The 23,030-nt window shown below is 71.5% G+C and carries 20 protein-coding genes; 10 read left to right on the forward strand and 10 right to left on the reverse strand.

Annotated features, from left to right (window positions below):
• Positions 1–11: 11 nt before the first annotated feature.
• A complete protein-coding gene (gene ddaH / locus OG627_RS25400) occupies positions 12–890 on the reverse strand; it encodes a dimethylargininase (RefSeq protein ID WP_443073535.1) in 879 nt (292 codons plus the stop codon).
• A gap of 198 nt (positions 891–1,088) precedes the next feature.
• Here ddaH and OG627_RS25405 point away from each other — a divergent pair, with 198 nt between their 5' ends.
• A complete protein-coding gene (locus OG627_RS25405; RefSeq protein ID WP_329068819.1) occupies positions 1,089–1,754 on the forward strand; it encodes a TetR/AcrR family transcriptional regulator in 666 nt (221 codons plus the stop codon).
• Positions 1,755–2,046: 292 nt separating this feature from the next.
• Positions 2,047–2,802, forward strand: coding sequence for a bifunctional DNA primase/polymerase (locus OG627_RS25410; protein ID WP_329068821.1), 756 nt, complete (start codon positions 2,047–2,049; stop codon positions 2,800–2,802).
• A 170-nt stretch (positions 2,803–2,972) separates the two neighbouring features.
• On the opposite strand, the gene OG627_RS25415 is transcribed toward OG627_RS25410, so the two are convergent.
• The 7 genes from OG627_RS25415 to OG627_RS25445 form a co-directional block, all read right to left on the reverse strand.
• Positions 2,973–3,875: a hypothetical protein gene (locus OG627_RS25415; RefSeq protein ID WP_329068822.1), complete on the reverse strand. Its 903-nt coding sequence runs from the start codon at positions 3,873–3,875 to the stop codon at positions 2,973–2,975.
• Complete coding sequence (gene efeU, locus OG627_RS25420) at positions 3,844–4,824, reverse strand: iron uptake transporter permease EfeU (RefSeq protein ID WP_329068824.1); 981 nt, start codon at positions 4,822–4,824, stop codon at positions 3,844–3,846. The genes OG627_RS25415 and efeU overlap by 32 nt, the downstream gene beginning before the upstream one ends.
• Before the next feature lie 59 nt (positions 4,825–4,883).
• Positions 4,884–6,233, reverse strand: coding sequence for an iron uptake transporter deferrochelatase/peroxidase subunit (efeB, locus tag OG627_RS25425; protein WP_329068826.1), 1,350 nt, complete (start codon positions 6,231–6,233; stop codon positions 4,884–4,886).
• A 2-nt stretch (positions 6,234–6,235) separates the two neighbouring features.
• Entirely contained in the window at positions 6,236–7,390 is a 1,155-nt protein-coding gene (gene efeO / locus OG627_RS25430) for an iron uptake system protein EfeO (protein ID WP_329068828.1), read from the reverse strand.
• Between the two features lie 209 nt (positions 7,391–7,599).
• Positions 7,600–8,436, reverse strand: a complete 837-nt coding sequence (locus OG627_RS25435; protein ID WP_329068830.1) for a heme ABC transporter ATP-binding protein — start codon at positions 8,434–8,436, stop codon at positions 7,600–7,602.
• The gene (locus OG627_RS25440) at positions 8,433–9,596 is read right to left on the reverse strand and encodes a FecCD family ABC transporter permease (protein ID WP_443073536.1); all 1,164 of its coding nucleotides are present in this window, start codon (positions 9,594–9,596) and stop codon (positions 8,433–8,435) included. Before OG627_RS25440 ends, OG627_RS25435 begins: the two co-directional genes overlap by 4 nt.
• Position 9,597: 1 nt before the next feature.
• Positions 9,598–10,674, reverse strand: a complete 1,077-nt coding sequence (locus tag OG627_RS25445) for a heme/hemin ABC transporter substrate-binding protein (RefSeq protein ID WP_329068832.1) — start codon at positions 10,672–10,674, stop codon at positions 9,598–9,600.
• Between the two features lie 183 nt (positions 10,675–10,857).
• Between OG627_RS25445 and OG627_RS25450 the strand changes: the two genes are divergently transcribed.
• Complete coding sequence (locus OG627_RS25450; RefSeq protein ID WP_329068834.1) at positions 10,858–12,336, forward strand: HtaA domain-containing protein; 1,479 nt, start codon at positions 10,858–10,860, stop codon at positions 12,334–12,336.
• A gap of 115 nt (positions 12,337–12,451) precedes the next feature.
• Entirely contained in the window at positions 12,452–14,125 is a 1,674-nt protein-coding gene (locus OG627_RS25455) for an HtaA domain-containing protein (RefSeq protein WP_329068836.1), read from the forward strand.
• Between the two features lie 54 nt (positions 14,126–14,179).
• Here OG627_RS25455 and OG627_RS25460 read toward each other — a convergent pair whose 3' ends face one another.
• A complete protein-coding gene (locus OG627_RS25460; protein WP_329068838.1) occupies positions 14,180–14,833 on the reverse strand; it encodes a TetR/AcrR family transcriptional regulator in 654 nt (217 codons plus the stop codon).
• Positions 14,834–14,970: 137 nt separating this feature from the next.
• Between OG627_RS25460 and OG627_RS25465 the strand changes: the two genes are divergently transcribed.
• The 4 genes from OG627_RS25465 (at position 14,971) to OG627_RS25480 (ending at position 20,070) form a co-directional block, all read left to right on the forward strand.
• Positions 14,971–16,218 (forward strand): MFS transporter, encoded by a 1,248-nt coding sequence (locus OG627_RS25465; RefSeq protein WP_329068840.1) that lies wholly within the window; start codon positions 14,971–14,973, stop codon positions 16,216–16,218.
• A 142-nt stretch (positions 16,219–16,360) separates the two neighbouring features.
• Positions 16,361–17,275, forward strand: a complete 915-nt coding sequence (locus OG627_RS25470) for an SDR family oxidoreductase (RefSeq protein ID WP_329068843.1) — start codon at positions 16,361–16,363, stop codon at positions 17,273–17,275.
• A 170-nt stretch (positions 17,276–17,445) separates the two neighbouring features.
• Positions 17,446–18,081, forward strand: a complete 636-nt coding sequence (locus OG627_RS25475) for a CatB-related O-acetyltransferase (protein WP_329068845.1) — start codon at positions 17,446–17,448, stop codon at positions 18,079–18,081.
• Between the two features lie 1,386 nt (positions 18,082–19,467).
• Positions 19,468–20,070 carry a phosphotransferase gene (locus tag OG627_RS25480; RefSeq protein WP_443073652.1) on the forward strand — a complete coding sequence of 201 codons (603 nt, stop codon included), beginning with the start codon at positions 19,468–19,470 and terminating at the stop codon, positions 20,068–20,070.
• A 75-nt stretch (positions 20,071–20,145) separates the two neighbouring features.
• On the opposite strand, the gene OG627_RS25485 is transcribed toward OG627_RS25480, so the two are convergent.
• Positions 20,146–21,243 carry an aldo/keto reductase gene (locus OG627_RS25485; RefSeq protein WP_329068850.1) on the reverse strand — a complete coding sequence of 366 codons (1,098 nt, stop codon included), beginning with the start codon at positions 21,241–21,243 and terminating at the stop codon, positions 20,146–20,148.
• A gap of 166 nt (positions 21,244–21,409) precedes the next feature.
• On the opposite strand from OG627_RS25485, the gene OG627_RS25490 reads away from it, so the two are divergent.
• On the forward strand, positions 21,410–22,354 hold the full coding sequence (locus OG627_RS25490) for a helix-turn-helix transcriptional regulator (RefSeq protein ID WP_329068852.1): 945 nt from the start codon (positions 21,410–21,412) through the stop codon (positions 22,352–22,354).
• A 17-nt stretch (positions 22,355–22,371) separates the two neighbouring features.
• Complete coding sequence (locus tag OG627_RS25495) at positions 22,372–23,025, forward strand: PhzF family phenazine biosynthesis protein (protein ID WP_329072971.1); 654 nt, start codon at positions 22,372–22,374, stop codon at positions 23,023–23,025.
• Positions 23,026–23,030 lie beyond the last annotated feature (5 nt).

A 23,030-nucleotide genomic window follows, 5' to 3' on the forward strand; every position in this document is an offset into this window, starting at 1 on the left:
CGGCCGCCGGGTCATCGGCCGCGCAGCTCCTGGGTGCAGCACTTCACACTGCCGCCGCCCTTGGCCAGCTCCCCGAGGTCCATCCCGATCGGTTCGTACCCCCGCTCGCGCAGCGGTCCGAACAGGCCGGTGGCTGCCTGCGGCAGCAGTACGTGGCGGCCGTCGCCGACCGCGTTGAGGCCGAACACCTCCGCGTCCCGCTCCCCGGCGATCAGCGCGTCGGGGAAGAGGCGCGCGAGGACGGCGCGGCTGCCGGGGGAGAAGGCGTCCGGGTAGTACATGATCTCGTCGGCCCTGTCGTCCAGCACGCACAGGGCCGTGTCGAGGTGGTAGTAGCGCGGATCGACGAGATCCAGGCCGATCACCGTACGGCCGAAGAACTCCTGTGCCTCGGCGTGCGCGTGCGGGCTGGTCCGGAAGCCGCGTCCGGCCAGCAGGTACGAGGCGGTGTGGGCGAAGTCGCCCTCGCCCTCGTTGATGTGCACGGGCTCGCGGATGTCGGCGTACCCGTGGGAGCCGAACCAGTCCAGATGGGCCTCCGCCTCGCCGTGACGCTCCTGATGGGCGAAGCGCGCTCCGAGCACCCGGCCGTCGATGACCGTGGCGCCGTTGGCGGTGAAGACCATGTCGGGCAGGCCGGGGAGCGGATCCAACTGCTGGACGGTGTGGCCGAGGGCCCGGTAGCGGTCGCGCAGGTCCTCCCACTGGGCCAGGGCGAGCGCCTGGTCCACCGGCTTGGCCGGGTTCATCCACGGATTGATCGAGTAGGCCACCGTGAAGTGCACTGGCGGACACATGAGATAGCGGCGGGGGGAGGCATCACGAGGCAACGGGGGCTCCTCACGAGCGGCGGTGGTACGCGGGGTACGCGGGGTGCGCGGGGTGACCATGCGAGGGATGGGGTGAAATGCTGCGGAATGTGCTGAGTGCGGGTGAAAGTAATAGTCCGCCCCTCGGGGCCCGCGCGCTGTCAACCGTTCGGGTGGTTCGTCCGGCTGTCCCGCGTTATCGGGCTCCCGCTGCGTCCCGACCATTCGAGACGATACGTATCGGCTTGTGCCGCCCGCCCGGTCGGTAGATTGGACGCCATGGCCGAACGTGCGCAGCGAAAGACCCCCGACTCCTCCCGGCGCAGCGAGCGCTCGCGCCGCGCGATCCACGACGCGGCCCTCGCGCTGGTCGTGGAGGTGGGATACGCGAAGACGACGATCGAGGGCATCGCGGCCCGTGCCGGCGTCGGCAAGCAGACCATCTACCGCTGGTGGCCCTCCAAGGCGGCCGTGCTGCTGGAAGCCTTTCTCGACCTGAGCGAACGGGCGGCGCGCGAGTCGGGGGGAGCGGGGGAGCCGGGGGTGGCGGACGGGCCGTACGAGATCCCGGACACCGGCGATCTGGAGACGGACCTCAAGCTGGTTCTGCGGGCCACGGTCGACCAGATGAACGACCCCCGGTTCGAGGTGCCGTCCCGCGCGCTCGCCGCCGAGGGGATCGTCAACGCGGAGCTGGGGACGGAGTTCGCGCGGAAGATGCTCGAACCGCAGCTCCAGCTGTACGTGCGGCGACTCGCCGCCGCCCAGGCCGAGGAGGTGGGGGGCGTACGCCCGGGCATCGACCTGAGGATCGCCCTGGAGCTGCTGGTGGGGCCGGTCGCCCACCGCTGGATGCTGCGCACGGCGCCGCTGACGCACGCGTACGCGGACACCGTCGTGGAGTACGCCCTGCACGGCCTGGCCCCGCGTCCGCCCCGGCCGTGAGTGGGCTGTCCCGGGCCTGGCTGTCCCGGGCCGGGCTCTCCCGGGCCCCGTCCCGGCCTGTCCCGAGGGGGGCGCGCGGGGGCGCGTGGAGGCACATGGGGCGGGTGTGGTGAACGACACCGGCTCCGGCGCCCCCGAACGGCGCCGTATATCGCCTCATAAGCCGCAATAGGTTCCGGTGCGAGGGATGGGGCCTCCTACCCCGGTTGGGGCTCACGGCCACGTGAGGAGCAGGATGGTGCGACCATGGCAGTGTGCGGCAGCGTCACCGGCAGGAGATGTGAGGGGATAGATGGGCGACGATTTCGGCCGCTACCGCGGCACGGAGAGCAGGATTCCCCAGTGGCTGCGCAGGCGCCCCAAGAAGAGCGCCGGTGACTCCGCGTTCGACGAGGGAGACGCGGCGGGCCGTGAGGCGCTGCTCCTCGCTGTCGCCGACGCCGGTATGCCCGTCTCACCCGCCGCCCACCCGGTCGGCTACCGATGTTCCTGCGACCGCATCGGCTGTCCCACCCCGGCCAGGCACCCCCTCTCCTTCGCGTGGCAGACCCAGTCGACCACCGACCGGCCGCAGATCGAGCGCTGGGCACGCAACCAGCCCGAGGCCAACTTCATCACCGCGACCGGCATGGTCCACGACGTACTCGACGTCCCCCTCGAAGCGGGCAGCGGCGCGCTGGAACGCCTGCTGGAGCGCGGCATCGACGTCGGCCCGGTGGCCGACTCCGGCGGCGACCGGATGCTCTTCTTCACCGCGACCCGGGGCACCCCGGAGGACGAGGACGAGTGGTGGCCCTGCGAGCTGGACTGCCATCCCGAGACGATGGACGAGCACCCGGGCCTGCGCTGGCACTGCCGGGGCAGCTATGTGCTCGTACCGCCGGCCCGGCTGCCCGGTGAGCTGTCCGTACGGTGGCTGCGCGGCCCGGAGCATCCGCTTCCGGACCCGCTGACCCTGCTGGAGACCCTGACCGATGCCTGCGCCCGGTACGCGGGCGAGAACGGCGAGCTGGATCCGCACGCGGTGGCCTGGCCACTGGGCCGCTGACACACGGCACCCGACGGCTTACAGCGCCCGGCAGCTGGCTTACGGCGCCCGGCCTACGGCGCGGGAGTGTGCGGGCGGCTCACGGTGCGGGGGCGTACGGGCGCGACCCCGTACCGTACGCCGCCCGTACGCCCGCCCGTACGCCCCCGGCACCCGCCCACCCGCGCGGCCTACGATCCCTTCGCGCCCGTGACGCCCTGGAGCCGCCCCGCGACCTTCACCTTCGGGCTGTCCGCGTCCGCGCGCGGCACCAGCACCGCCTGGCTGGAGACCCACTCCTTCGTCAGGGTGTTGGTCACCTCGCCCTTCATCAGCGCCCTCACGTCCTCGTTCACCTGCGGACGCACCCCCTTCGCACCGGTCTGGCGCTCGAAGTAGCGCGTCGCGAAGAAGACCAGCGCACCGCCGTCCCGCGTCGTCAGCCCCAGCGGCGCGAAGTCGCCGTCCGTGGCCGCCTGGTCGAGGTACTGCGTGGCTATCCCGGGCAGCCGCTCCTTCGTCCTGCGCGTCTCCCGCCACTGGCTGGTGTGCGGTCCGTCGGCGAAGTGCGCCGGCTTTCCGTCGCCCAGGTACGAGGCGTACTCCGCGCTCAGCTTCCCGGGCGCCACCGCCAGCGCCTCGCTGTCCGGCTCCACTGGCTCGGCGAGGCCGTCCTTGTCCGTCTTGAAGGCCGGGACGCCGTTCTCCGGGAGGATGGTCAGATAGGGGACCTTCCACTCGGCGTCCGGCCCGTTCCGTACGAAGACCAGCACCCAGCGGGTGTCGCCCGCGCCGCCGTCGTCCTTGTCGCGGTTGCTGTCGGTGTCCGCGACGAACCAGCGCGGCCAGCCCGCCTTCTTGGGAATCGTGAACTTGGCGTCGGACAGCTCCAGCGGCTGGTGCGCCGGATTGCCGCCCGGGCTCGTGATCGATCTGGACTTCAGACCCGCCTGATTGATCGCGCCCAGCGCACCGGTGACCCGGTCCGCGTCGAGCGCCGGATCGAAGGCTTTGTCGGCCGCGTTGTACGCGTCGGTGAAATCCTTCAGCGCCTGCCGCGCCTCACTCCGGTCCGCCGACGGAAGAACCGCCAACTCCCCGTGCACCGTCACGCATCCGCTCGCCGTCAGCGACAGCACCGTCACCGTCGCGAGCCCCGCCGCTGCCCGAATCGGACTTCTCAGCCTGCTCATCGGTCGCCTTCTGCTCCTTGACCCCCACGGGGACCCCCAATGGACGTCCGAACCCTACCGGGGCGAGGAACAGCGCGAGCGTCGGGACCAGATACAGGAACCAGACGATGACCTGAACCACCGTCGGGTCCGGCTGGAAGTTGAACACCCCCTTGAGGAGCGTGCCGTACCAGCTGTCCGGCGGGATCGCCGAGCTGATGTCGAAGGCCGTGTCCGACAACCCGCCCACGAAGCCCGCCTCCTGGAGGTCGTGGACGCCGTACGCGAGCACCCCCGCCGCGACGACCACCAGCATGCCGCCGGTCCAGGTGAAGAACTTCGCGAGATTGATCCGCAGCGCGCCCCGGTAGAACAGCCAGCCCAGCACCACCGCGCTGGCCAGCCCCAGCAGCACCCCGATCAGCGGCGCGTGGGTGCCGTCCGAGGACGCCCGCACCGAGGCCCAGACGAACAGCGCCGTTTCGAGCCCCTCCCTCCCCACGGCCAGGAACGCCGTCGCCACCAGCGCCCCCGTACCCATCTGGAGGGCCGCGTCCAGCTTGGCGCCCAGCTCCGTCCTCAAGTGCCGCGCCGTGCGCCGCATCCAGAAGACCATCCAGGTCACCAGGCCGACCGCGATGATCGACAGCGAGCCGCCGAGCGCCTCCTGCGCCTCGAACGTCAGCTCCTGCGAGCCGTATTCGAGCCCGAAGCCGAAGGCGAGCGCCAGCACGACCGCGACGCCGATGCCGATCCAGATGGGGCGCAGCGCGTCACGCCGCTCCGTCTTCACCAGATACGCGATCAGGATGCAGACGACGAGACTGGCCTCAAGGCCCTCGCGCAGGCCGATCAGATAGTTCCCGAACACGTCGGAACTCCTTACGAAGCGTGTGAAGCTGACGAAGCTGATGAAGAGGATCGGGTGGGTCAGGAGAGCAGCGTCCGGCCCCACCAGTCGCCCTTGTCCCGGACGCCCGGCGGGATCGCGAAGACCGCTGAACCCACGTGCTGGATGTATTCGCCCAGTGCGTCCGAGCGCGCCAGGGACCGCTGTACGGGGATGAAGGCGTCCCGGATGTCGCGCTGGTACGCCAGGAAGAACAGCCCCGCGTCGAGGCGGCCGAGTCCGTCCGTACCGTCGGTGAAGGAGTAGCCCCTGCGCAGCATCCGCACCCCGTGGTGCGCGTCCGGATGGGCGAGGCGCACATGCGAAGTCGGCAGCATCGCCTTGAGGTTGGGCTTGTCGTGCTCGCGCGCCCTGCCGACCGCCGCGCCCTCGCCCTTGTCGCGGCCGAAGACGTCCTCCTGCTCCTGGAGCGAGGTGCGGTCCCAGCTCTCGATCCGCATCGAGATCCGGCGGGCGACCAGATACGACCCTCCGGCCATCCAGTCCGCGCCGTCCTTCGCCGCCGCCCAGACGTACCGGTCCAGCGCGTCGGTCTCGGTGACGGCGATATTGCTGGTGCCGTCCTTGAAGCCGAAGAGGTTACGGGGCGTCTGGGCGTCCGGGGTGGTCGAGGACGTCTTGCCGAAGCCGAGCTGCGACCAGCGCACCGCGACCTTCCCGAAGCCGATCCTGGCCAGATTGCGGATCGCGTGCACGGCGACCTGCGGATCGTCCGCGCACGCCTGGACGCACAGATCGCCGCCGCCGCGCGCCGGGTCGAGATTGTCACCGGGGAACTTCGGCAGGTCGGCCAGGGCCGCCGGCCGGTGCTCCGCCAGCCCGAACCGGTCCGTGCCGCCCTTCGTGAACAGTCCGGGCCCGAACCCGACGGTCAGCGTGAGCCGGGACGGCGGCAGGCCCAGCGCCTCGCCCGTGTCGTCGGGCGGCGCCTCCGCGAGCCCGCCGTACGCGCCGTCGCCGACCGCGTGCCCGGCCGTCATCCGCTCGGCGGCGCGGGTCCAGTCCTTGAGGAGCTGGACCAGCTCCGTACGGTCCCGTGTCGTCACGTCGAACGCGGCGAAGTGCAGCCGGTCCTGGACGGCGGTGGCGATCCCCGCCTGGTGGGCGCCGTGGAAGGCGACCGCGGCCCCGCTGCCGGCGGCGCTCGCCGTGGTGTCCCCGTCGCGCAGGGCCGCCGTCGCGCCCCCGGTCGCTGCGGCGCCGAGCGCGAGACCCGCACCGCCCCAGCCGAGCAGGGCGCGGCGGGAGGGCGCGGGTTTCCCCTCCGCGCCCCGGCCGGTCGATGCGGTCGATGCGGCCGATGGGGCCGATGCGCTCGATTCGGCGAATTCGGCAGATTCAGCCGATTCGGCGGATTCGCTTTCCGGCATGGCTACTTGACCACGGCCGCGGCGAGCTTGGAGAGCGGCTCCGCCAGCGCGTTGACGCCGTCCGACAGCTCCTTGCGCTCCGCCTTGCCGACCTTCTCGTACGAGGTGAACTCGTAGGAGTCGGCGCCGTCGCGGTACTTGTCGAGCAGCTTGTTCAACGCGGCGAACTGCTTGTCCAGCTCGGTCACCAGCGCCGCGTCGTTCTTCTCGGCGACCGGCTTGAGCAGCTCGTACGACTTCTGCGCGCCCTCGACGTTGGCCTTGAAGTCCACCAGGTCGGTGTGGCTGTAGCGCTCCTCCTCGCCGGTGACCTTGCCCGAGGCGACCTCGTCGAGCAGCTCCTTGGCGCCGTTGGCCATCGAGGTCGGGGTGATCTCCGCCTTGCCGACCCGCTTCTGCCAGTCGAGGAGGTCCTTGTCGAGGGTGTCGGCGAGCGACGTGGCGTCCTTGCCGAGCTTCTTGTCCGCGAACAGCTCCTTCTCCAGCCGGTGCCAGCCGGTCCACTTCTGGCCGTCCTCCAGGCCGTCCGCGCGCACGTCGACCTTCGGGTCGATGTCGCCGAAGGACTCCGCGACCGGCTCGGTGCGCTCCCAGCCGATGCGCGAGGGCGCGTACGCCTTCTTCGCGGCCTCGACATCACCGGCGCGCACGGCGTCCGTGAAGACCTTCACCTTCGGGAGCGTCTCGTCGGCCTGCGCCTGGACGTAGGTGCGGTACGCGGCGACGGCGGCGTCCATCTCCGGGCTGCGCTTGGCCGCCGTACCGCCGGTGACGGTGACCTTCTGGCGGATGCCGCTGCCCTTCATGCCGGGCTTGCAGGCGATCTCGTAGCTGCCGGCCTTCACCTCGGCGGTCACCCTGGCCTTGGTGCCGGGGCCGATGTTCTCGCGCTCGGTGACGATCCGGTCGTCGGGGAAGAGGAGATAGACCTCGGTGACCTTCGAGCCCTTGTTCTCGATGGCCAGTTCCACATGGCCCGAGGGGAACTCGTTCTTCGACACCTCGCAGGAGTCGTCCTTCGCCGTGACCTGGACGGCGCCGTCGCCGGTCTTGGCGTCGCTCTTCGCGGTGCAGCCCGTGACGGCGGTCAGGGCGGCCACCGCGGCGGTGGCGGTGACGACGGAGAGACGGACGGGTCCGGAACGGACGGGTCGCATACGGGACTCCACGATGGAAGGAATATGACGAGAAGCCGGACATGGCGTGAGATTGAACTGGCTCAACTTAACTGAGGCTTACCTCAGTAGTGTCCGTTCGTCCAGTGATTCAGCTCTCAATTCCCCCGCCGGCCCGCCCCTGATCCGCCCCCGGATACGGCCAGGTCACAGCAGTCCCCGGAACGCGTCACGGCAAGGTAAGGCGCCGGTCAAGAGACCCGTTTCGGGACCACCAGCGGAACGCCCGTGCGGGGGTGCGGGAAGACCTCGACGGGCTGCCGGTAGACCCGGCTCAGCAACTCGTCGCTGAAGACCTCGGCGGGCGGCCCCTCGGCCGCGATCCGGCCCTCGTGCAGTACGGCGGTACGGTCCGCGTGGGCCGCCGCCAGCCCCAGGTCGTGCAGGACGACGACGACGGCGTCGCCCGCGCGCGCCCGCTCCCGGCAGATCCGCAGCACCAGCTCCTGATGGCGCAGGTCCAGCGCGGCGGTCGGCTCGTCGAGCAGCAGCAGCGGGGCGCGCTGCGCCAGCACCCGGGCCAGCGCCACCCGCGCGCGCTCGCCGCCGGAGAGCGCGGAGAAGGGGCGCGGCGCGAACGCGGTGACCTCGGTGGCCGCCATCGCCTCAGCGACGGCCGCCCCGTCCTCGTCCTCCAGCGCCGTCCCGGCCCACGGCGCCCGGCCCATCCGTACGACGTCCTCCACCGGGAACGGGAAGGACAGCGTCGCGGCCTGCGGCAGGACCGAGCGGCGCAGGGCGAGTTCGGGCGCGGACCACGCGTCGACGGGCCGCCCGTCGATCCGTACCTCGCCCCGGTCGGGCCGCAGATCGGCGGCGAGCGCGGCCAGCAGCGTCGACTTCCCGGCGCCGTTCGGTCCGACGAGCGCGAGCACCTCACCGGCGCGCGCGGTCAGCCCGATCCCGGCGAGCACCTCGCGCCCGCCGAGCCGCACGCGCAGGTCGCGGGCCTCGGCGACGGGGGAGCCGGGGGAGACGGGGAGGGGCAGCACGCGCCCGCGCGTCGCGAACAGACTTCTGAAGCTCATGCCCAACCACCCTGCTTACGGCGCGTCCGACGCAACAACCAGAAGAAGAACGGACTCCCGAACAGGGCCGTCAGCACCCCCAGGGGCAGCTCCGCCGGGGCCGCCACCGTACGGGCCGCCAGATCGCCAGCGAGCAGGACCACCGCGCCGCCGAGCGCGCTGCCCGGGACCAGGAAACGGTGGCCGGGGCCGTTCGCCATCCGCAGCAGATGCGGCACCAGCAGCCCCACGAAGGAGATGATCCCCGCCACCGCGACCGCCGCCGCCGTGAGCAGCGCCACGACCAGGACGAGGACGATACGCAGCCGCTCCACGTCCACGCCCAGATGCCTGGCGGGCCGCTCGCCGAGCGCCAGCAGGTCCAGCTTCCGCGCGTAGAAGGGCGCGGCGACCAGCCCCGCCACCGCGCACGGCAGCACCGCCAGCACCTTCGGCCAGGTCGCCTGGGCGAGCGAACCGAGCTGCCAGAAGGTGATCTGGGTGATCTGCGCGTTGTCGGCGAAGAAGATGAAGAGCCCGATCAGGGCCCCCGCGAACGCGTTGACGGCGATGCCGGTCAGGATCAGCGTGACCACCTCCGTACGCCCGCCCGACCGGGACAGCGCGTACACCAGCAGTACGGTCCCCAGCCCGGCGACGAACGCGAAGACCGTCACCGTCCAGTTGCCGAACAGGCTCAGCCCCAGCCCGATCGCGGCCACGGCGCCGGCCGCCGCGCCCGCCGAGATCCCGATGACGCCCGGCTCAGCGAGCGGGTTGCCGAACACGCCCTGCATGAGCGCGCCCGCGCAGCCCAGCGAGGCGCCGACGAGGAGGGCGAGGACGACGCGGGGCAGCCGTACGTTCCACAGGACGCTCTCGCCGACCCGGTCGAGCGGCGCGCCGCCGAGCCCGAGGCGGTGCTGTACCGAGGAGAGCACGTCGCCGAGCGGGATGTGGTACGCGCCGATACCGGCGGAGAGCAGGCACAGCGCGACCAGCGCGGTGACCAGCCCGGCGGTCAGCAGCACGGTCCTGCCGGGGAGGCGCGGGGCGGGGGGTGTCGCCGCGCCTGTCTCCGTCTCCGTCTCCCTCTCCGTCTCCCTCCCTGTCTCCCCCTCCCTCTCGGTCTCTGTCTCCGCCTTCGGCGCGGGAGCTTTGGGCGCAGGAGTGGTGGTCACGTCACTTCCCGTTCCCGTAGAGCTGCTTGACGATCGACCGGAGCACCTCGTCCGTGCGCGGGCCGTAGTTCAGCAGCACCCCGTCGGCGTACGAGACGACCTTCCGGTCCATCCCGGCGGGCGTCTCCGCGACGCCCGGGATCTTCACCATCCCGTCGATCCCGCCCACCGACTCCAGCCCCTTGGTCATCACCAGAATCGCGTCGGGCGCGGCCTTGGCCAGTGCCTCGCTGGTGATCGGCGTGAAGTCCTTCGAGAGGCCGGACTCCTTGCCCGCGTCGACCGCGCCCGCCGCCTCCAGCAGCGAACTCGCCCCGGACCGCGCGCCGCCGAGCAGATAGACGGCGGCGGAACCGCGCAGATAGAGGAAGGCCACGCGGGGCTTCTCGCCTGCCCCGGGCGTGGGAATGTCCTTCTGTACGGCGGCGATCCGCTCCTCCGTACGCTTCCTCAGCTCGTCGCCCGCCGCCTTGACGCCCAGCATGGCGGCGACCGTGTCGATCCGCTTCCCGACGTCGGCGAGGCTCTTGGCCGGTTCGACCACGACCAGGGGAATGCCCGCGTCGCGGATCTGGCCGATGGCCTCGGCCGGTCCCGTCGTGGTGTCCGCGATGACGAGGGTCGGCCTGAGCGAGAGCACGCCCTCGGCGGACACGTCGTGGGCGCGGGTGATGACGGGCAGCTTCTCGGCCTGCTCGAACGTGGCGGTGATGTCGCGCGCCACGACGTGCTTCCCGAGGCCGAGCGTGAAGACGATCTCGCTCAGTGATCCGGTGAGCGGTACGACACGGTCGGCCGAGGTGACGGTGACCTTCCGGCCGTCCGCCGAGGTCACGGTGGTCGGCAACTGGGGCTTCGGGGCGGCCGCCAGGGGCTCCACCCGGTCGGCGCCCGCGCCCGCGCCCGCGCCGTTGGCGGCCTCGGTCTGCCCGCTCTGCCCCGCCCGGTCCGTGCCCGTACCGCCGCCGTCGCCTCCGCTGCTCCCGCTCCCGCCCCCGCAGCCGGAGGCGGTCAGGGCGAGGGCGAGTACGGAGAGGAGCGCACCCGTCAGACGTGATCCGCGCACGGAGCGCACCATCCTGTTCTGTTTCCAGCGCCGGAAGGGGTTCCAGCAGGGGATGGATGTAGCTTAGGTTAGCCTTACCTCGCTTTCCAGGCCTGGGGGGTCTTTTCGGATTCCCCGTTTTCTCGTACCGCCGTTTCGTCGTTTCGCTGTTCCGGCCCGACGCGTTCAGACGTACACACCGTGGGAGTGACTTTCATGCTGTCGTTCAGACCCGTGCGCGCGTTCGTCGTCGCGCTCCTTCTGGCGTTGCCGGTGGCTCTGCTCCCGGCCACGGGCGCGCAGGCGGCGGACCGTACGGTGCGGGGCGGCAGGCTGGACTGGGGAATCAAATCCTCGTTCCAGAGCTATATCACCGGGCCTGTCGCACAAGGGAGTTGGACGCTGACGGGCGGTGCGGCCACGGTCGGCGGCAGTCAATTCCGGTTCCACTCGGCGAACGGGGCCTACGACCCGGCGAGCGGCGCGTTCCGGTCCGCCTTCTCGGGCGGGGTCCATTTCACCGGTCACCGCAATTCCGACGGTACGAATGAACTCGACCTGACCGTCTCCCACCCCACCGTGCGGATCTCCGGCGGCAGCGGCACGCTCTACGCGGACATGGTCAGCAAGGCGCGGGGGACGGGCAAGGTCACGACGTCCACCCAGGTCGCGTTCGCCTCGCTCAATCTCTCCGGGATCGACATGAAGGGCGGCGGCAGCCCGATCGCCCTCAACAACGTCCCGGCGACGCTCACTTCACAGGGCGCCACCGCCTTCGCCGGGTACTACACGGCGGGTACGGAGCTGGACCCGGTGAGCCTCTCGGTGGACGTCGAGGCGGAGCAGCGGCCGACGCGGTCGGCGGAGCCGCCGGCCAAGGCCACGGCGTCGTCCGAGCCGTCGTCGTCGGCCTCGGCACCCAAGGCGGCCGCCTCCTTCCAGGACGCGGCCGTCGACTGGGGCGTCCGCCGTACGTACCGCGAGTACGTCACCGGCTCCATCGCCCAGGGCGAGTGGACGCTGTCCGGCGGCGCCCAGGACGGCGGCGCGCTGTTCCGCTTCCCGAAGGGCCAGGGCACGTACGACGCCAAGAACGGCACGCTCGACGCCGCGTTCGCGGGGCGGGTCCGCTTCACCGGCACCGGGCTGGACCTGACGCTGAGCGAGGTCGCCGTGAAGGTGAAGGACGGCAAGGGCACGCTGTACGCCGAGGTCACCGACGCGAAGGCCGCCGACGCCGGGAAGGCCGTACCGCTGGTCACCTTCGCCGCCAAGGACTTCACGCCGAAGGACGGTCTGGCCTCACTCACCGAGGCCCCCGCGAAGCTCACCGCCCAGGGCGCCGCGTCCTTCGGCTCCCTGTACCCGGCCGGTACGGAGATGGACCCCGTCTCGCTCGCCGTCACCACCGGCAAGAAGGCCCGACTGCCCGCCCTGCCCGACCTCGGCAGCGACACCACGGCCACCGCCTCCGCTTCGCCCTCCGCCGACCCGGCCGCCACCGCGACCGGACCGGCCGCCCCGTCCACCGAGGCCGCCGCCTCGTCCTCGTCCGTGGGCGCCGGAACGTACGGAGCGATCGGCGCGGGCGTACTGGTCGCCGCCGGAGCCGTGTTCCTCCTGATCCGCAGGCGCCGCGGCGTTACCGAGACCGGCGGCGCGGCGCGGTCCGGCGCGGGCACCGACACCACCTGAACCGTACGGCCGTTCATCCTCCCCCCACGCGCACCGCACGCCGCCCGGCCGCTCATGGCACCCGGCGCCCGTGCACCCAGCCGGCTCACATCCGCATACGAGGAGAACACTCACCATGGCAGCCACTCGCCGCCCCATAACTCTCGCCGCCGCCATCGCCACGGCGGCCACCCTCGGCGCCACCGCGTTCACCCTTCCCGCGCTCGCGGCGGGCACCACCCGCGCCGCCGCGCCCGCCGCCCTGGCCGCCGCGCCCGCCTTCGTACCGGCCGCGGCTCCGGCGCTCGAACTGAAGGACTCGACCCTGGAGTGGGGGCTGAAGGAGTCCTTCCGTACGTACGTCACGGGCATCGCCGCGGGCACCATCGCGCCCACCGGCGGCGCCGCCCAGGCGCCGGACAACGGCGTCTTCACCTTCCCGAACGGCACGGGCAGCTACAACACCGGTACGCACGCGCTGGACACGGCCTTCGACGGCACCGTCCGGTTCAGCTCCACCGTGCACTTCTTCGACATCAAGGTCACCGATCTCAAGGTGGTGACCAGCGGTACGACCGGAGCCATCCAGGCCGACGTCACCCTGAACGGCGCCACGCAGGAGGACATCGACCTCGCCTCCATCGACCTGACCGGTCTGCGCCCGGAGACCGGCGAGGGCTCCATGGTCTACAAGGACATCCCGACCAAACTGACCGCCGACGGCGCGAAGGCGTTCAACGGGATGTACGCGGCGGGCACCGAGCTGGACAAGGCCACGCTCGCCCTCACGTACGAGAAGACCCCCACCCCCACGGACCCGCCCGGCAGCGGCACCCCCACCGACCCGCCCGGCAGCGAGGCCCCGACGGACTCGCCGACGGATTCCCCGACCGGCGGTACGACCACCCCGCCCGGTACGTCGAGCCCGTCCCCGACGTCCGGCACCCCCACGCCCACGCCCACGGGTCCGACCGGGTCGGTCTCCCCGTCGTCCCCGTCGTCCCCGGCGGCCGAGGACGGCGCGATCGTGGACGGCAACCTGGACTGGGGCCTGAAGGAGTCGTTCCGCTCGTACGTCGTCGGCCCGATCGCCCAGGGCAAGGTCGAACTCGGCGACGGCGCCACCCAGTCGGGCGCCGCGTACCGCTTCCCCAAGGGAACGGGCGACTTCGACGCGGACGCGCAGACGCTGGACGCGGCCTTCGGCGGCAAGGTCCGCTTCGTCGGCCACGAGACGGACGGCGAGTACCTGCTCGACCTCAACCTCAGCGGTCTTGAGGTCAAGGTCAAGGACGGCAAGGGCGTTCTGTACGCGGACATCAGCACCAAGGACATGACGACCCACAAGGTCACCACGTCCACCGGCGTCCCCTTCGCCACCCTCGACATCCCGAGCGGCGACCTCACGGCCAAGGACGGCGTCCTGACGCTCGACGCGGTCCCGGCCACCCTGACCGCCGACGGCGCGAAGGCGTTCAGCGGCATGTACACGGGGGGCACCGCCCTCGACGCGCTGACCCTCGCGGTCTCCCTGGACGACGACGCCACCCTCCCGACCACGGGCGGCACTTCGGGCGGCTCGACGGGCGGTTCCACCGGCGGTACGGGCACCACCGGCGGCTCCGGCACGGCGGGCGGCGGCACGGTGGGCGGCACGACGGGCTCCACCACCGGCGGCTCCCTCGCCTCCACCGGCTCCGACCTGCCGGTCGGCGCGTTCCTCGGCGCTGCGGGCGCGATCGCGGCGGCGGGCGCCGCCGTGGTCCTCACCGCCAGGCGCCGCCGCCCGGCGCAGCCCGAGACGGCGTAACGCGCCTGCCGGCTCCTTCCGTACCGCTCACCACCGCTCACCGATCAGGACCGCTCACCGATCAGGACCCCGACCGGAACACCGGCCGGGGTCCTGGCCGTTGTGGCCTGCGCGAGCGCTGTCCCAGACGCGCATCACGTGCGTGACCGCCGCGTCGAGGGTCTCCGCCGGGAGGCCGTCCCTGGCCTGGGTGGAGACGCCCAGGAGGAAGCTGTGGAAGACGGCGGCCAGCGCGCCCGCGTCCGTGCCGGCCGACAGGTCGCCGAGGACGACGCCTCGTTCCACGCATGCCTCGATGTTCCGGCGGTCCCACGCGCGGCGGTCGGCGAGCAGATCGCGCACGCGCTGGTTCTCGGACGCGCCGGTCGTCTCGGCCAGCGCCACCAGGCAGCCGCTCGGGTGCGAGGGGTCGGTCTGCATGTGGACCGACTGGCGCAGTGTTTGCTCGACCGCTTCCCGGGGCGGCAGGTCCTGGTCGGTGGCGATGGCCGTCACCTGCCCGAAGGTGGACAGATAGCGCTGCACGACCGCGTCGAAGAGCTGGTCCTTCGACGAGAACGCGGCGTAGAAGCTGGCGACGGAGATGCCCATCGCCCCGCGCAACTGCGCCACCGATGTCGACTCGTACCCGTACTGCCAGAACAGCCGCAAGGCCGCGTCCGTGGCCTCAAGGGGGTCGAACTGCCGAGGTCTTCCCGTACGTGCCACCGGTCCGGTGCTCCTGTCCTGTCGGTCGGATCCTGTCGGCCGAGAATTAAAGAATAGTCGATCCATAAATTCTTGACGAGGGTGTGGCGGGCTGCTCTACTTATGGATCGATCGATCTGTAAGTGGAGAGGAACACGGTGAGCAGGACACACGACGCGCCACCCGCCCGAAGCGAGCACGCGCACGAGGGGAAGAGGGAGAGGGAGGAGGCCGGGGCGGGCCGAAGGCTGCCGTGGGCCGGCCTGCTGGCGATGGCCTGGACCGGATTCGTCGTCATCATGACCGAGACGCTCCCCGCAGGGCTGCTCCCGGAGATCGCCTCGGGGCTCGACGTGACCGAGTCGGGGGCCGGTCAGCTGGTGAGCGCCTACGCGGCGGGGACGGTACTGGCCGCGATCCCGGCGACCGCCCTCACCCGGGGGATGCGCCGCAAGCCGCTGCTGCTCACGGGCATCCTCGGATTCGCCGTCGCCAATACCGTCACGGCGCTGGCGGGCGACTACCCGACCGCGCTCGCCGCGCGATTCGTCGCGGGCGCGTTCTCCGGGCTGCTGTGGGGCATGCTGGCCGGCTACGCGCGCAAGATCGCGCCGCCGGACCAGCGGGGCCGGGCGCTCGCCGTGGCCATGGTCGGCACACCGGTCGCGCTGTCCATCGGCACCCCGCTCGGCACGTTCGCCGGGACCCTCGTCAGCTGGCGCTGGGTCTTCGGAGCGATGACCATCCTCTCCCTCGTACTCGTCCTCTTCGCGTGGGCCAGGGTCCCCGACGCCCCCGGCCAGACCGCCGAGGCCCGTACGTCGCTGCTCCGCGTGCTGCTGACCCCGGGGATCCTGCCGATTCTGGCGGTGGTGTTCAGCTGGATGCTCGCGCACAACATCCTCTACACGTACATCGCTCCCTTCACCGCCCACGCCGGTGTCGGCATCCGCGTCGACCTCGCCCTGCTCCTGTTCGGCCTCGCCGCGCTGGCCGGAATCTGGGTGACCGGCACCTTCGTCGACCGCGCACTGCGCGCCCTGGCCCTGTACAGCCTGACCGCGTTCGGCCTCGCCGCCCTCGCCTTCGCCCTCGTCGCGCACAACCCGGCGGCCTTCTGCGCGGCCGTCCTGGTGTGGGGCTTCACCTTCGGAGGCTCCGCCACTCAGTTGCAGACGGCCTCAGCGGACGCCGCCGGGAACGACGCGGACGTCGCCAACGCCATGCTCACCACCTCGTTCAACCTCGCCATCTTCGGCGGCGGCGCGTTCGGCGGGGTGCTCCTGGAATCCGGCGGAGCCGGGACCTTCCCCTGGGTGCTCCTGGCTCTCACGGCGGTCTCCCTGGCCATCGTGACAACCGCACGACGACACGCCTTCGTCCCGGGCCCGCGCCGCGACCGCTGACACGCCCGCTGACGCACTCGGGAAAACACGACAGAAGACGTCCGGTATCTGCGTAACCATCGTGCTCGACGCCCGTCCGGTGGGCGTCGAGCACGGTGCGTCGAGCACGGTGCGGTGTGGGCAGCGAAGGAAGGAAGCGCGAATGTCGGTAACGCTGGAGGGCAAGGTCGCTCTCGTCGCCGGGGCGACGCGGGGCGCCGGGCGGGGGATCGCGGTCGAGCTGGGCGCCGCGGGGGCGACGGTCTACGTGACCGGGCGCAGTACGCGCGGGCAGCGCTCGGAGTACGACCGGCCCGAGACCATCGAGGACACCGCCGATCTGGTGACCGCCGCGGGAGGCCACGGGATCGCCGTCCCGACGGACCACCTCGTCCCCTCGCAGGTCGGCGACCTGGTGCGGCGCATCGACGCCGAACAGGGCAGGCTGGACGTCCTGGTGAACGACATCTGGGGCGGCGAACTCCTCTTCGAGGCGGACGTCCCCGTATGGGAGCACGACCTGGACAAGGGGCTGCGGCTGCTCCGGCTCGCGGTGGAGACCCACGCGATCACCAGCCACCACGCCCTCCCGCTCCTGCTGCGCAACGACGGCGGCCTGGTGGTCGAGATGACCGACGGCACCGCCGAGTACAACCAGGACACCTATCGGGTCTCCTTCTTCTACGACGTGGCGAAGGCGTCCGTCCTCCGCATGGCCTTCGCCCTGGGCCACGAACTCGGCCCGAGGGGCGCCACGGCGGTGGCGCTCACACCGGGGTGGATGCGCTCCGAGATCATGCTCGAACACTTCGGCGTGACCGAGGAGTCGTGGTACGACGCGGTGGAGGGCGAGCCGCACTTCGGCGTCTCCGAAACGCCGTTCTACGTCGGACGGGCCGTCGCCGCCCTGGCCGCCGATCCCGGGGTGAACCGCTGGAACGGACAGTCGCTGTCCAGCGGCCAACTCGCCCAGGTCTACGGCTTCACCGACCGCGACGGCAGCCGGCCGGACGCGTTCCGCTACCTGACCGAGGTCCAGGGGCCGGGCAAGCCCGCCGACGTCACCGGATACCGCTGAGCGGAGCGGTCCCCGCATCGGGGCCGCGGCCGGTGGGGCACTGAACGGCCGGTCGCATACGGGGGGAGCGGGTGCACGCCCCCGTGGGCGGCACATCGGTTTTCCGGCCTGCGCGGTACGGCGATCATGGGTCCGGACACTGACCCGCCACCCGTGAGGAATCGCCCGCCATGCCTGTGCCCGCCGACCCGACAGTGCTTCATCCGATGCCCGAGCAGCCGAGAGTGGTGCTGCTCAGGCCGCTCGTGAAGTCCCCGCTGATCGAGGTCGGGGAGTACTCGTACTACGACGACCCGGACGACCCGACCGCCTTCGAAACGCGCAACGTGCTCTACCACTACGGCCCGGAGAAGCTGGTCATCGGCAAGTTCTGCGCGCTGGGCACGGGAGTGCGGTTCATCATGAACGGCGCCAACCACCGCATGGACGGCCCCTCGACCTTCCCCTTCCCCACCATGGGCGGCTCGTGGTCCGACCACGCCGACCTGCTCACCGGTCTGCCGAACCGGGGAGACACCGTCGTCGGCAACGACGTCTGGTTCGGCTACGGCTCGACGGTGATGCCGGGCGTACGGATCGGACACGGCGCGATCATCGGCTCCGGCGCCGTGGTCACCGCCGACGTGCCCGACTACGGGATCGTCGGCGGCAACCCGGCCCGGCTCATCCGCACCCGCTACAGCGAGGAGGACATCGCCCGACTGCTGGCAGTGGCGTGGTGGGACTGGCCGGCGGAGCACATCACCGAACACGTGCGCACGATCATGTCGGGCAGCATCACCGCCCTTGAGGCAGCGGCCCGCTGAGGGCGGGGCTGCGCACACTTTGTGTGGGGTGGCCCGGGTCGGTTCGGCGGCTGACGGTCTGCTGTTGGTGGGGCTTCATGCCCCGCTGGTCACTGTCGCGCTGCATGCTGCGGGTCAGTACCAAGAGGTAAGCGTGGTGAGCGGGGCCGTTGATGGCAGGTGGGGGCCGCCCCTCTCGGTTTGAGTTTCGCGCCTCCGGGCCGGGTGTAAAGGGCGCTCCTTCGTCGCGTCGGCTGCGCCGATTGCGCTGCGCTCCACCCTTGACACCCGGCCCTGCGGCGCAAGTGCAGGTACTCGGGAGGGGCGGCCCGGGGGGAAGGGTTCCCCAGGGAAGGCAGGATCGTTGCGCGGGCCGGACCCTGGCTGCCGGGCCGGTTCGCCCTGCGGGGCTGCGCGGCAGTTGCATGGGGTGGTGGCGCGTTTCGTCAAGCGTCCGTCGACCGGATGCTTGCTGGGACTCATGCCCCGCTGGTCACCGTGGTGGGGGGTGCCCGGAATCTGACAGAGATCTCCCGCCCGCTCGGGGGCCGAGGTCCGTCGAGTGCGACGTGAGAGCCACTGCGAGGCCGTCTGGGCACTGCAACGTCACACTCCACGGGATCTCGGCACCCACCCCCACCAAGATGCCCCATATGCCCTAGATTGGCAGGGCGTTGAGGCTCCCCTCCAACCCGTCATGTGTCCTCGGCTGCACAAACCGCGCTCTACGGCACACCGACTCCCTTCAGGGACCCACTCGGTGCCACACAAACCTCAGCTGCCCCACCCCTCCCACCACACAGTGACCAGCGGGGCATGCATCCCAGCACACAGCAGACGGAAAGCCGCTGAGCCGGGGCCGGGCCACCCCACACCACTGCCGCGCAGCCCCGCAGGGTGAACCGGCCCGGCGGCCGGGATCGGGCCCCCGCGCACAGATATGCCCTCCGGGACCCCTCCCCCCCGGGCCGCCCCTCCCGAGTACCTGCACTTGCGCCGCAGGGCCGGGTGTCAAGGGTGACCGAAGGTCATCGCGCAGCGACGCGACGAAGGAGCGCCCTTTACACCCGGCCCGGAGGCGCGAAACTCAAACCGAGAGGGGCGGCCCCCACCCGCCATCCACGACCCCGCCCACCACGCTTACCCCTTGGTACTGACCCGCAGCACGCAACGCAACAGTGACCAGCGGGGCATGAATCCCAGCAAGCATCCGGCCGTCAGCCGCCGAACCGACCCGGGCCACCCCACACAAAGTGTGCGCAGCCCCCAGGGCGACACGGAGTGGGGCTCGGGCGTGGGTCGTGGGCTTGCTGTTGGCAGGCGGTGCTTCGCCAAGTCAGACTGCCGTACGTGGAGTTGATAGCGCGGGGACGGGACGCGGATGTGTATGCCCTGGACGAGTCCAGGGTGCTGCGGCGGTACCGACACGGGGGGCCGACCGGTCTGGAGGCGCGGTTGATGACGCATCTGGCGGCCTGCGGATATCCCGTTCCGAAGGTGTACGAGACCACAGCCACCGACATGGTTCTGGAACGGCTGGCCGGGCCGACCATGCTGGACGTGCTGGCCAGGCGCCCGTGGCGGGTCGCCGGGCTCGGTCGCATGCTGGGCGGTCTCCACGACCGGCTGCACGCGCTGCCGGCGCCGGAGTGGCTGCCCAGACGGTTCGGTACGGCGGGTGATGACCGGGTGCTGCACCTGGACCTGCATCCCGGCAACGTTCTTCTGACCGGGCGGGGCCCGATGGTGATCGACTGGTGCAACGCGGGCGCCGGTGATCCCGCCGCCGATGTGGCGATGACCCTCGTGACGGTCGGCGGCGCTGAGGTTCCCCAGCTCACCGCGCGCCTGGGACGGCGCCTGTTTCTGCGCGGCATGCGCAGGGGGTGCGGGACCGAACCCGCGGGACGGGCCCAAGAGGTGATCGAGGCCAAGCTGGCCGACCCCAACCTGACGCCTGCGGAGGCCGCGTGGCTGCGGCGCCGTGCCGACGGTCGGGCAGCCCGCTGATCCGTATCCGTATCCGTATCCGTATCCGTATCCGTACCCGTGCCTGTGCCCTACGGTTCGCGCACAGGACAGGGCTCAGCTCCCGGACGTCCTGGCTTCCGTGCCTGCCTGGTGCGCCTGGATGAGTTCGCCGAGGGCCTCGGTGCCGCTCGCCACACGGCGGCGCTGCGCCGAGCCGAACGGGCCGTACGGGTAGGGCGCCGGGTTCGGGTCGCTGGCGGAGTCGAGGGTGGCGAGGGCGTCGGCCTCCAGGTGCAGGTCGGCCGCGGCGAGGCTGCCGGTGAGCTGCCGGACGGTGCGGGCGCCGACGATGGCGGACACGACGCCGGGACGGTCGGCGACCCAGCTGAGTGCCACCTGGGCGGGCGTGACGCCGGTGTCCTCGGCGACCCGGCGGACGGCGTCCACCGCGTTCCAGGTGCGGTCCGAGGTCTCGTAGTTCGACGACGTGTACTGGTACAGCGGGTTGTCCTCGCCCGCGCGGGTGTCGGGTGTCCGTGCCGCGTCGCGCGTGTACTTGCCGGTGAGGAACCCGCTCGCCAGGGGCGACCAGGCCAGGACGCCGAGGCCGTTGTGCCTCGCCGCGGGCAGCATCTCCCACTCGGTCTCGCGGGTGGCGAGGTTGTACTGCGCCTGGAGGCTCACCGGGAGCTGGTAGCCGTGGGCGCGGGCGGTGGAGACGGCGAGCTGGAGCTGCCATCCGGTGAAGTTCGACAGGCCCACGTAACGGATCCGCCCGGCGCGGACCGCGGAGTCGAGGAACGAGAGCGTCTCCTCGACGGGGGTCAGCGGGTCCCAGGCGTGGAGCTGGTAGAGGTCGATGGTGTCGGTCCCGAGCCGGCGCAGGGAAGTGGTGAGCGCGCGGTCGAGGTGGCGGCGGGAGAGGCCGACGTCGTTGACGTCGTCACCCGTCCGCACGCGGCCCTTGGTGGCGATGACGGCGCGGTCGGTGATGTCGCGCGGGCGGGCGGCGATCCACTCGCCGACGGTCGCCTCCGCGATGCCTCCGTTGTAGACATCGGCGGTGTCGATGAGGTTGCCACCGGCCGCGATGAAGGCGTCCAGCTGGGTGAACGCCTCCTCCTGGGAGGTCTCCTCGGTCCCGAAGTTCATGGTGCCCAGGGCCAGGTTGGAGACGAGGATGCCGCTGTTTCCGAGGGTGCGGTACTGCATGAGGGGGCGTTCCTTCCGAGGGGGATCGGGCGGTCCGGTCCGGACAGTTGAAGCAGTGACAAGTCAAGGTGATGCGCCGAAGGGCGGGGAGTCCCCGCTGAGAGGGGTACTGGCAGGGACTCCCACCCCGGCATGGCGCGCTTAACCTGGAATGATGGACAACCGGATGGACAACCGGGAGGAAATCCGCGCGTTTCTGAAGTCGCGCCGGGACAAGATCACACCCGAGCAGGTGGGGCTGCCGACGTACGGCAACCGCCGGGTGACGGGGCTGCGCCGCAGCGAGGTCGCGGTCCTGGCCGGAGTGAGCGTGGAGTACTACACGCGTCTGGAGCGCGGGAACCTCGGCGGTGTCTCCGACAGCGTCCTGGAGGCCCTGTCCCAGGCCCTGCGCCTGGACGACATCGAGCGCACCCACCTGCACGACCTGGCCCGCGCCGCGCAGGCCGCGCCGGGCCGCGCGCGGCGTCGGCCCGTACCGTCGGCGGCTCCGGCTGCCGTGCGGCCGGCGGTGCGGCGCATCGTCGAGGGGATGCCGCGGCTGCCGGCGTTCGTGCAGAACAACCGCTTCGACGTCCTGTTCGCCAATCCGCTGGCCCGCGCGCTCTACTCGGAGATGTACGCCGATCCCGCCGCCGGGGCGAACACCACCCGGTTCGTGTTCTACAGCCCCGCCGCGAGGCGCTTCTACACCGACTGGGAGCGCGTGGCCCGGGGCGCGGTGGGCGCGCTGCGCATCGAAGCGGGCAAGAACCCCTACGACCGTGAGCTGTCGAACCTCATCGGTGAGCTGTCCACCCGCAGCGACACCTTCCGCGTCCTGTGGGGCGCCCATGACGTGCACGTCTTCCGCGAGGGGACGAAGCGGTTCAGGCATCCGGTCGTCGGGGACCTGGCGCTCGACCACCAGGCGATGATCCTGCCCGGCGAATCCGGACAGTCCGTGGTCGTCTACAGCGCCCCGGCCGGTACCGCCGCCGAGGACGGGCTGAAGCTCCTGGCGAGCTGGTCCGTCACCGCAGACGACGCGCGGCACGCCCCGGCGGGCGCCGACAGCTCGGACGCCGACGATCCGGAAGCCGAAGAGCCGTCCCCCGGTCCCCGTGTTTGAATGCCCGGGTGGCTGACATCTCTGACATCGACGTACTCAGCGTCTTCTGCGGTGCCGACGGGAGGCACGGCAACACGCTCGGTGTCGTACGCGAGGGGCGGCACCACCCCGACCGGGCGGACCGGCAGGCCATCGCCGCCCAACTCGGCTACAGCGAGACGGTGTTCGTCGACGATCCCGACCGTGGTGTGGTCGACATCTACACACCGGGGCTGCGGCTCCCGTTCGCCGGGCATCCGCTGGTCGGTACGGCCTGGCTGCTCGACCTCGAGGTGGTGAACCCACCGGCGGGCGAGGTGTGGGTGCGCCAGGACGGCGAGTTCACCTGGATCACCGCCCGCCCGGAGTGGGCGCCGCCGCGCACGCTCCAGCAGTACGCGTCCGCCGCCGAGGTCGACGCGCTGCCCGCGCCGCCGCCGGGCGAGGGATGGCTCTACGCGTGGGCCTGGGAGGACGAGGCGGCCGGTCGCGTCAGGGCGCGGGCCTTCCCGCGCCGGGACGACGGCATCGTCGAGGACGAGGCCACCGGCGCGGCGGCCCTGCTGCTCAGCGCGCGGCTGGGCCGCGCGCTGAACATCACGCAGGGCCGGGGGTCGCAGCTGATCACCGCCCCGGGCCCGGACGGGACGATCGAGATCGGCGGCCGGGTGCGACTGCTCACCGCGCACTGAGCCGT

The organism is Streptomyces sp. NBC_01429 (assembly GCF_036231945.1).
Taxonomy (GTDB): Bacteria; Actinomycetota; Actinomycetes; order Streptomycetales; family Streptomycetaceae; genus Streptomyces.

Excerpts from the sequence above, each read along its gene's own strand:
- OG627_RS25455 (WP_329068836.1), top strand. The coding sequence starts at position 12,452 with ATGGCAGCCACTCGCCGCCCCATAACTCTCGCCGCCGCCATCGCCACG.
- OG627_RS25490 (WP_329068852.1), top strand. The coding sequence starts at position 21,410 with ATGGACAACCGGGAGGAAATCCGCGCGTTTCTGAAGTCGCGCCGGGAC.
- ddaH (WP_443073535.1), bottom strand. The coding sequence starts at position 890 with ATGGTCACCCCGCGCACCCCGCGTACCCCGCGTACCACCGCCGCTCGT.
- efeB (WP_329068826.1), bottom strand. The coding sequence starts at position 6,233 with ATGCCGGAAAGCGAATCCGCCGAATCGGCTGAATCTGCCGAATTCGCC.
- OG627_RS25470 (WP_329068843.1), top strand. The coding sequence starts at position 16,361 with ATGTCGGTAACGCTGGAGGGCAAGGTCGCTCTCGTCGCCGGGGCGACG.
- OG627_RS25485 (WP_329068850.1), bottom strand. The coding sequence starts at position 21,243 with ATGCAGTACCGCACCCTCGGAAACAGCGGCATCCTCGTCTCCAACCTG.
- OG627_RS25405 (WP_329068819.1), top strand. The coding sequence starts at position 1,089 with ATGGCCGAACGTGCGCAGCGAAAGACCCCCGACTCCTCCCGGCGCAGC.
- OG627_RS25450 (WP_329068834.1), top strand. The coding sequence starts at position 10,858 with ATGCTGTCGTTCAGACCCGTGCGCGCGTTCGTCGTCGCGCTCCTTCTG.
- OG627_RS25475 (WP_329068845.1), top strand. The coding sequence starts at position 17,446 with ATGCCTGTGCCCGCCGACCCGACAGTGCTTCATCCGATGCCCGAGCAG.
- OG627_RS25435 (WP_329068830.1), bottom strand. The coding sequence starts at position 8,436 with ATGAGCTTCAGAAGTCTGTTCGCGACGCGCGGGCGCGTGCTGCCCCTC.
- OG627_RS25445 (WP_329068832.1), bottom strand. The coding sequence starts at position 10,674 with ATGGTGCGCTCCGTGCGCGGATCACGTCTGACGGGTGCGCTCCTCTCC.
- OG627_RS25410 (WP_329068821.1), top strand. The coding sequence starts at position 2,047 with ATGGGCGACGATTTCGGCCGCTACCGCGGCACGGAGAGCAGGATTCCC.
- efeO (WP_329068828.1), bottom strand. The coding sequence starts at position 7,390 with ATGCGACCCGTCCGTTCCGGACCCGTCCGTCTCTCCGTCGTCACCGCC.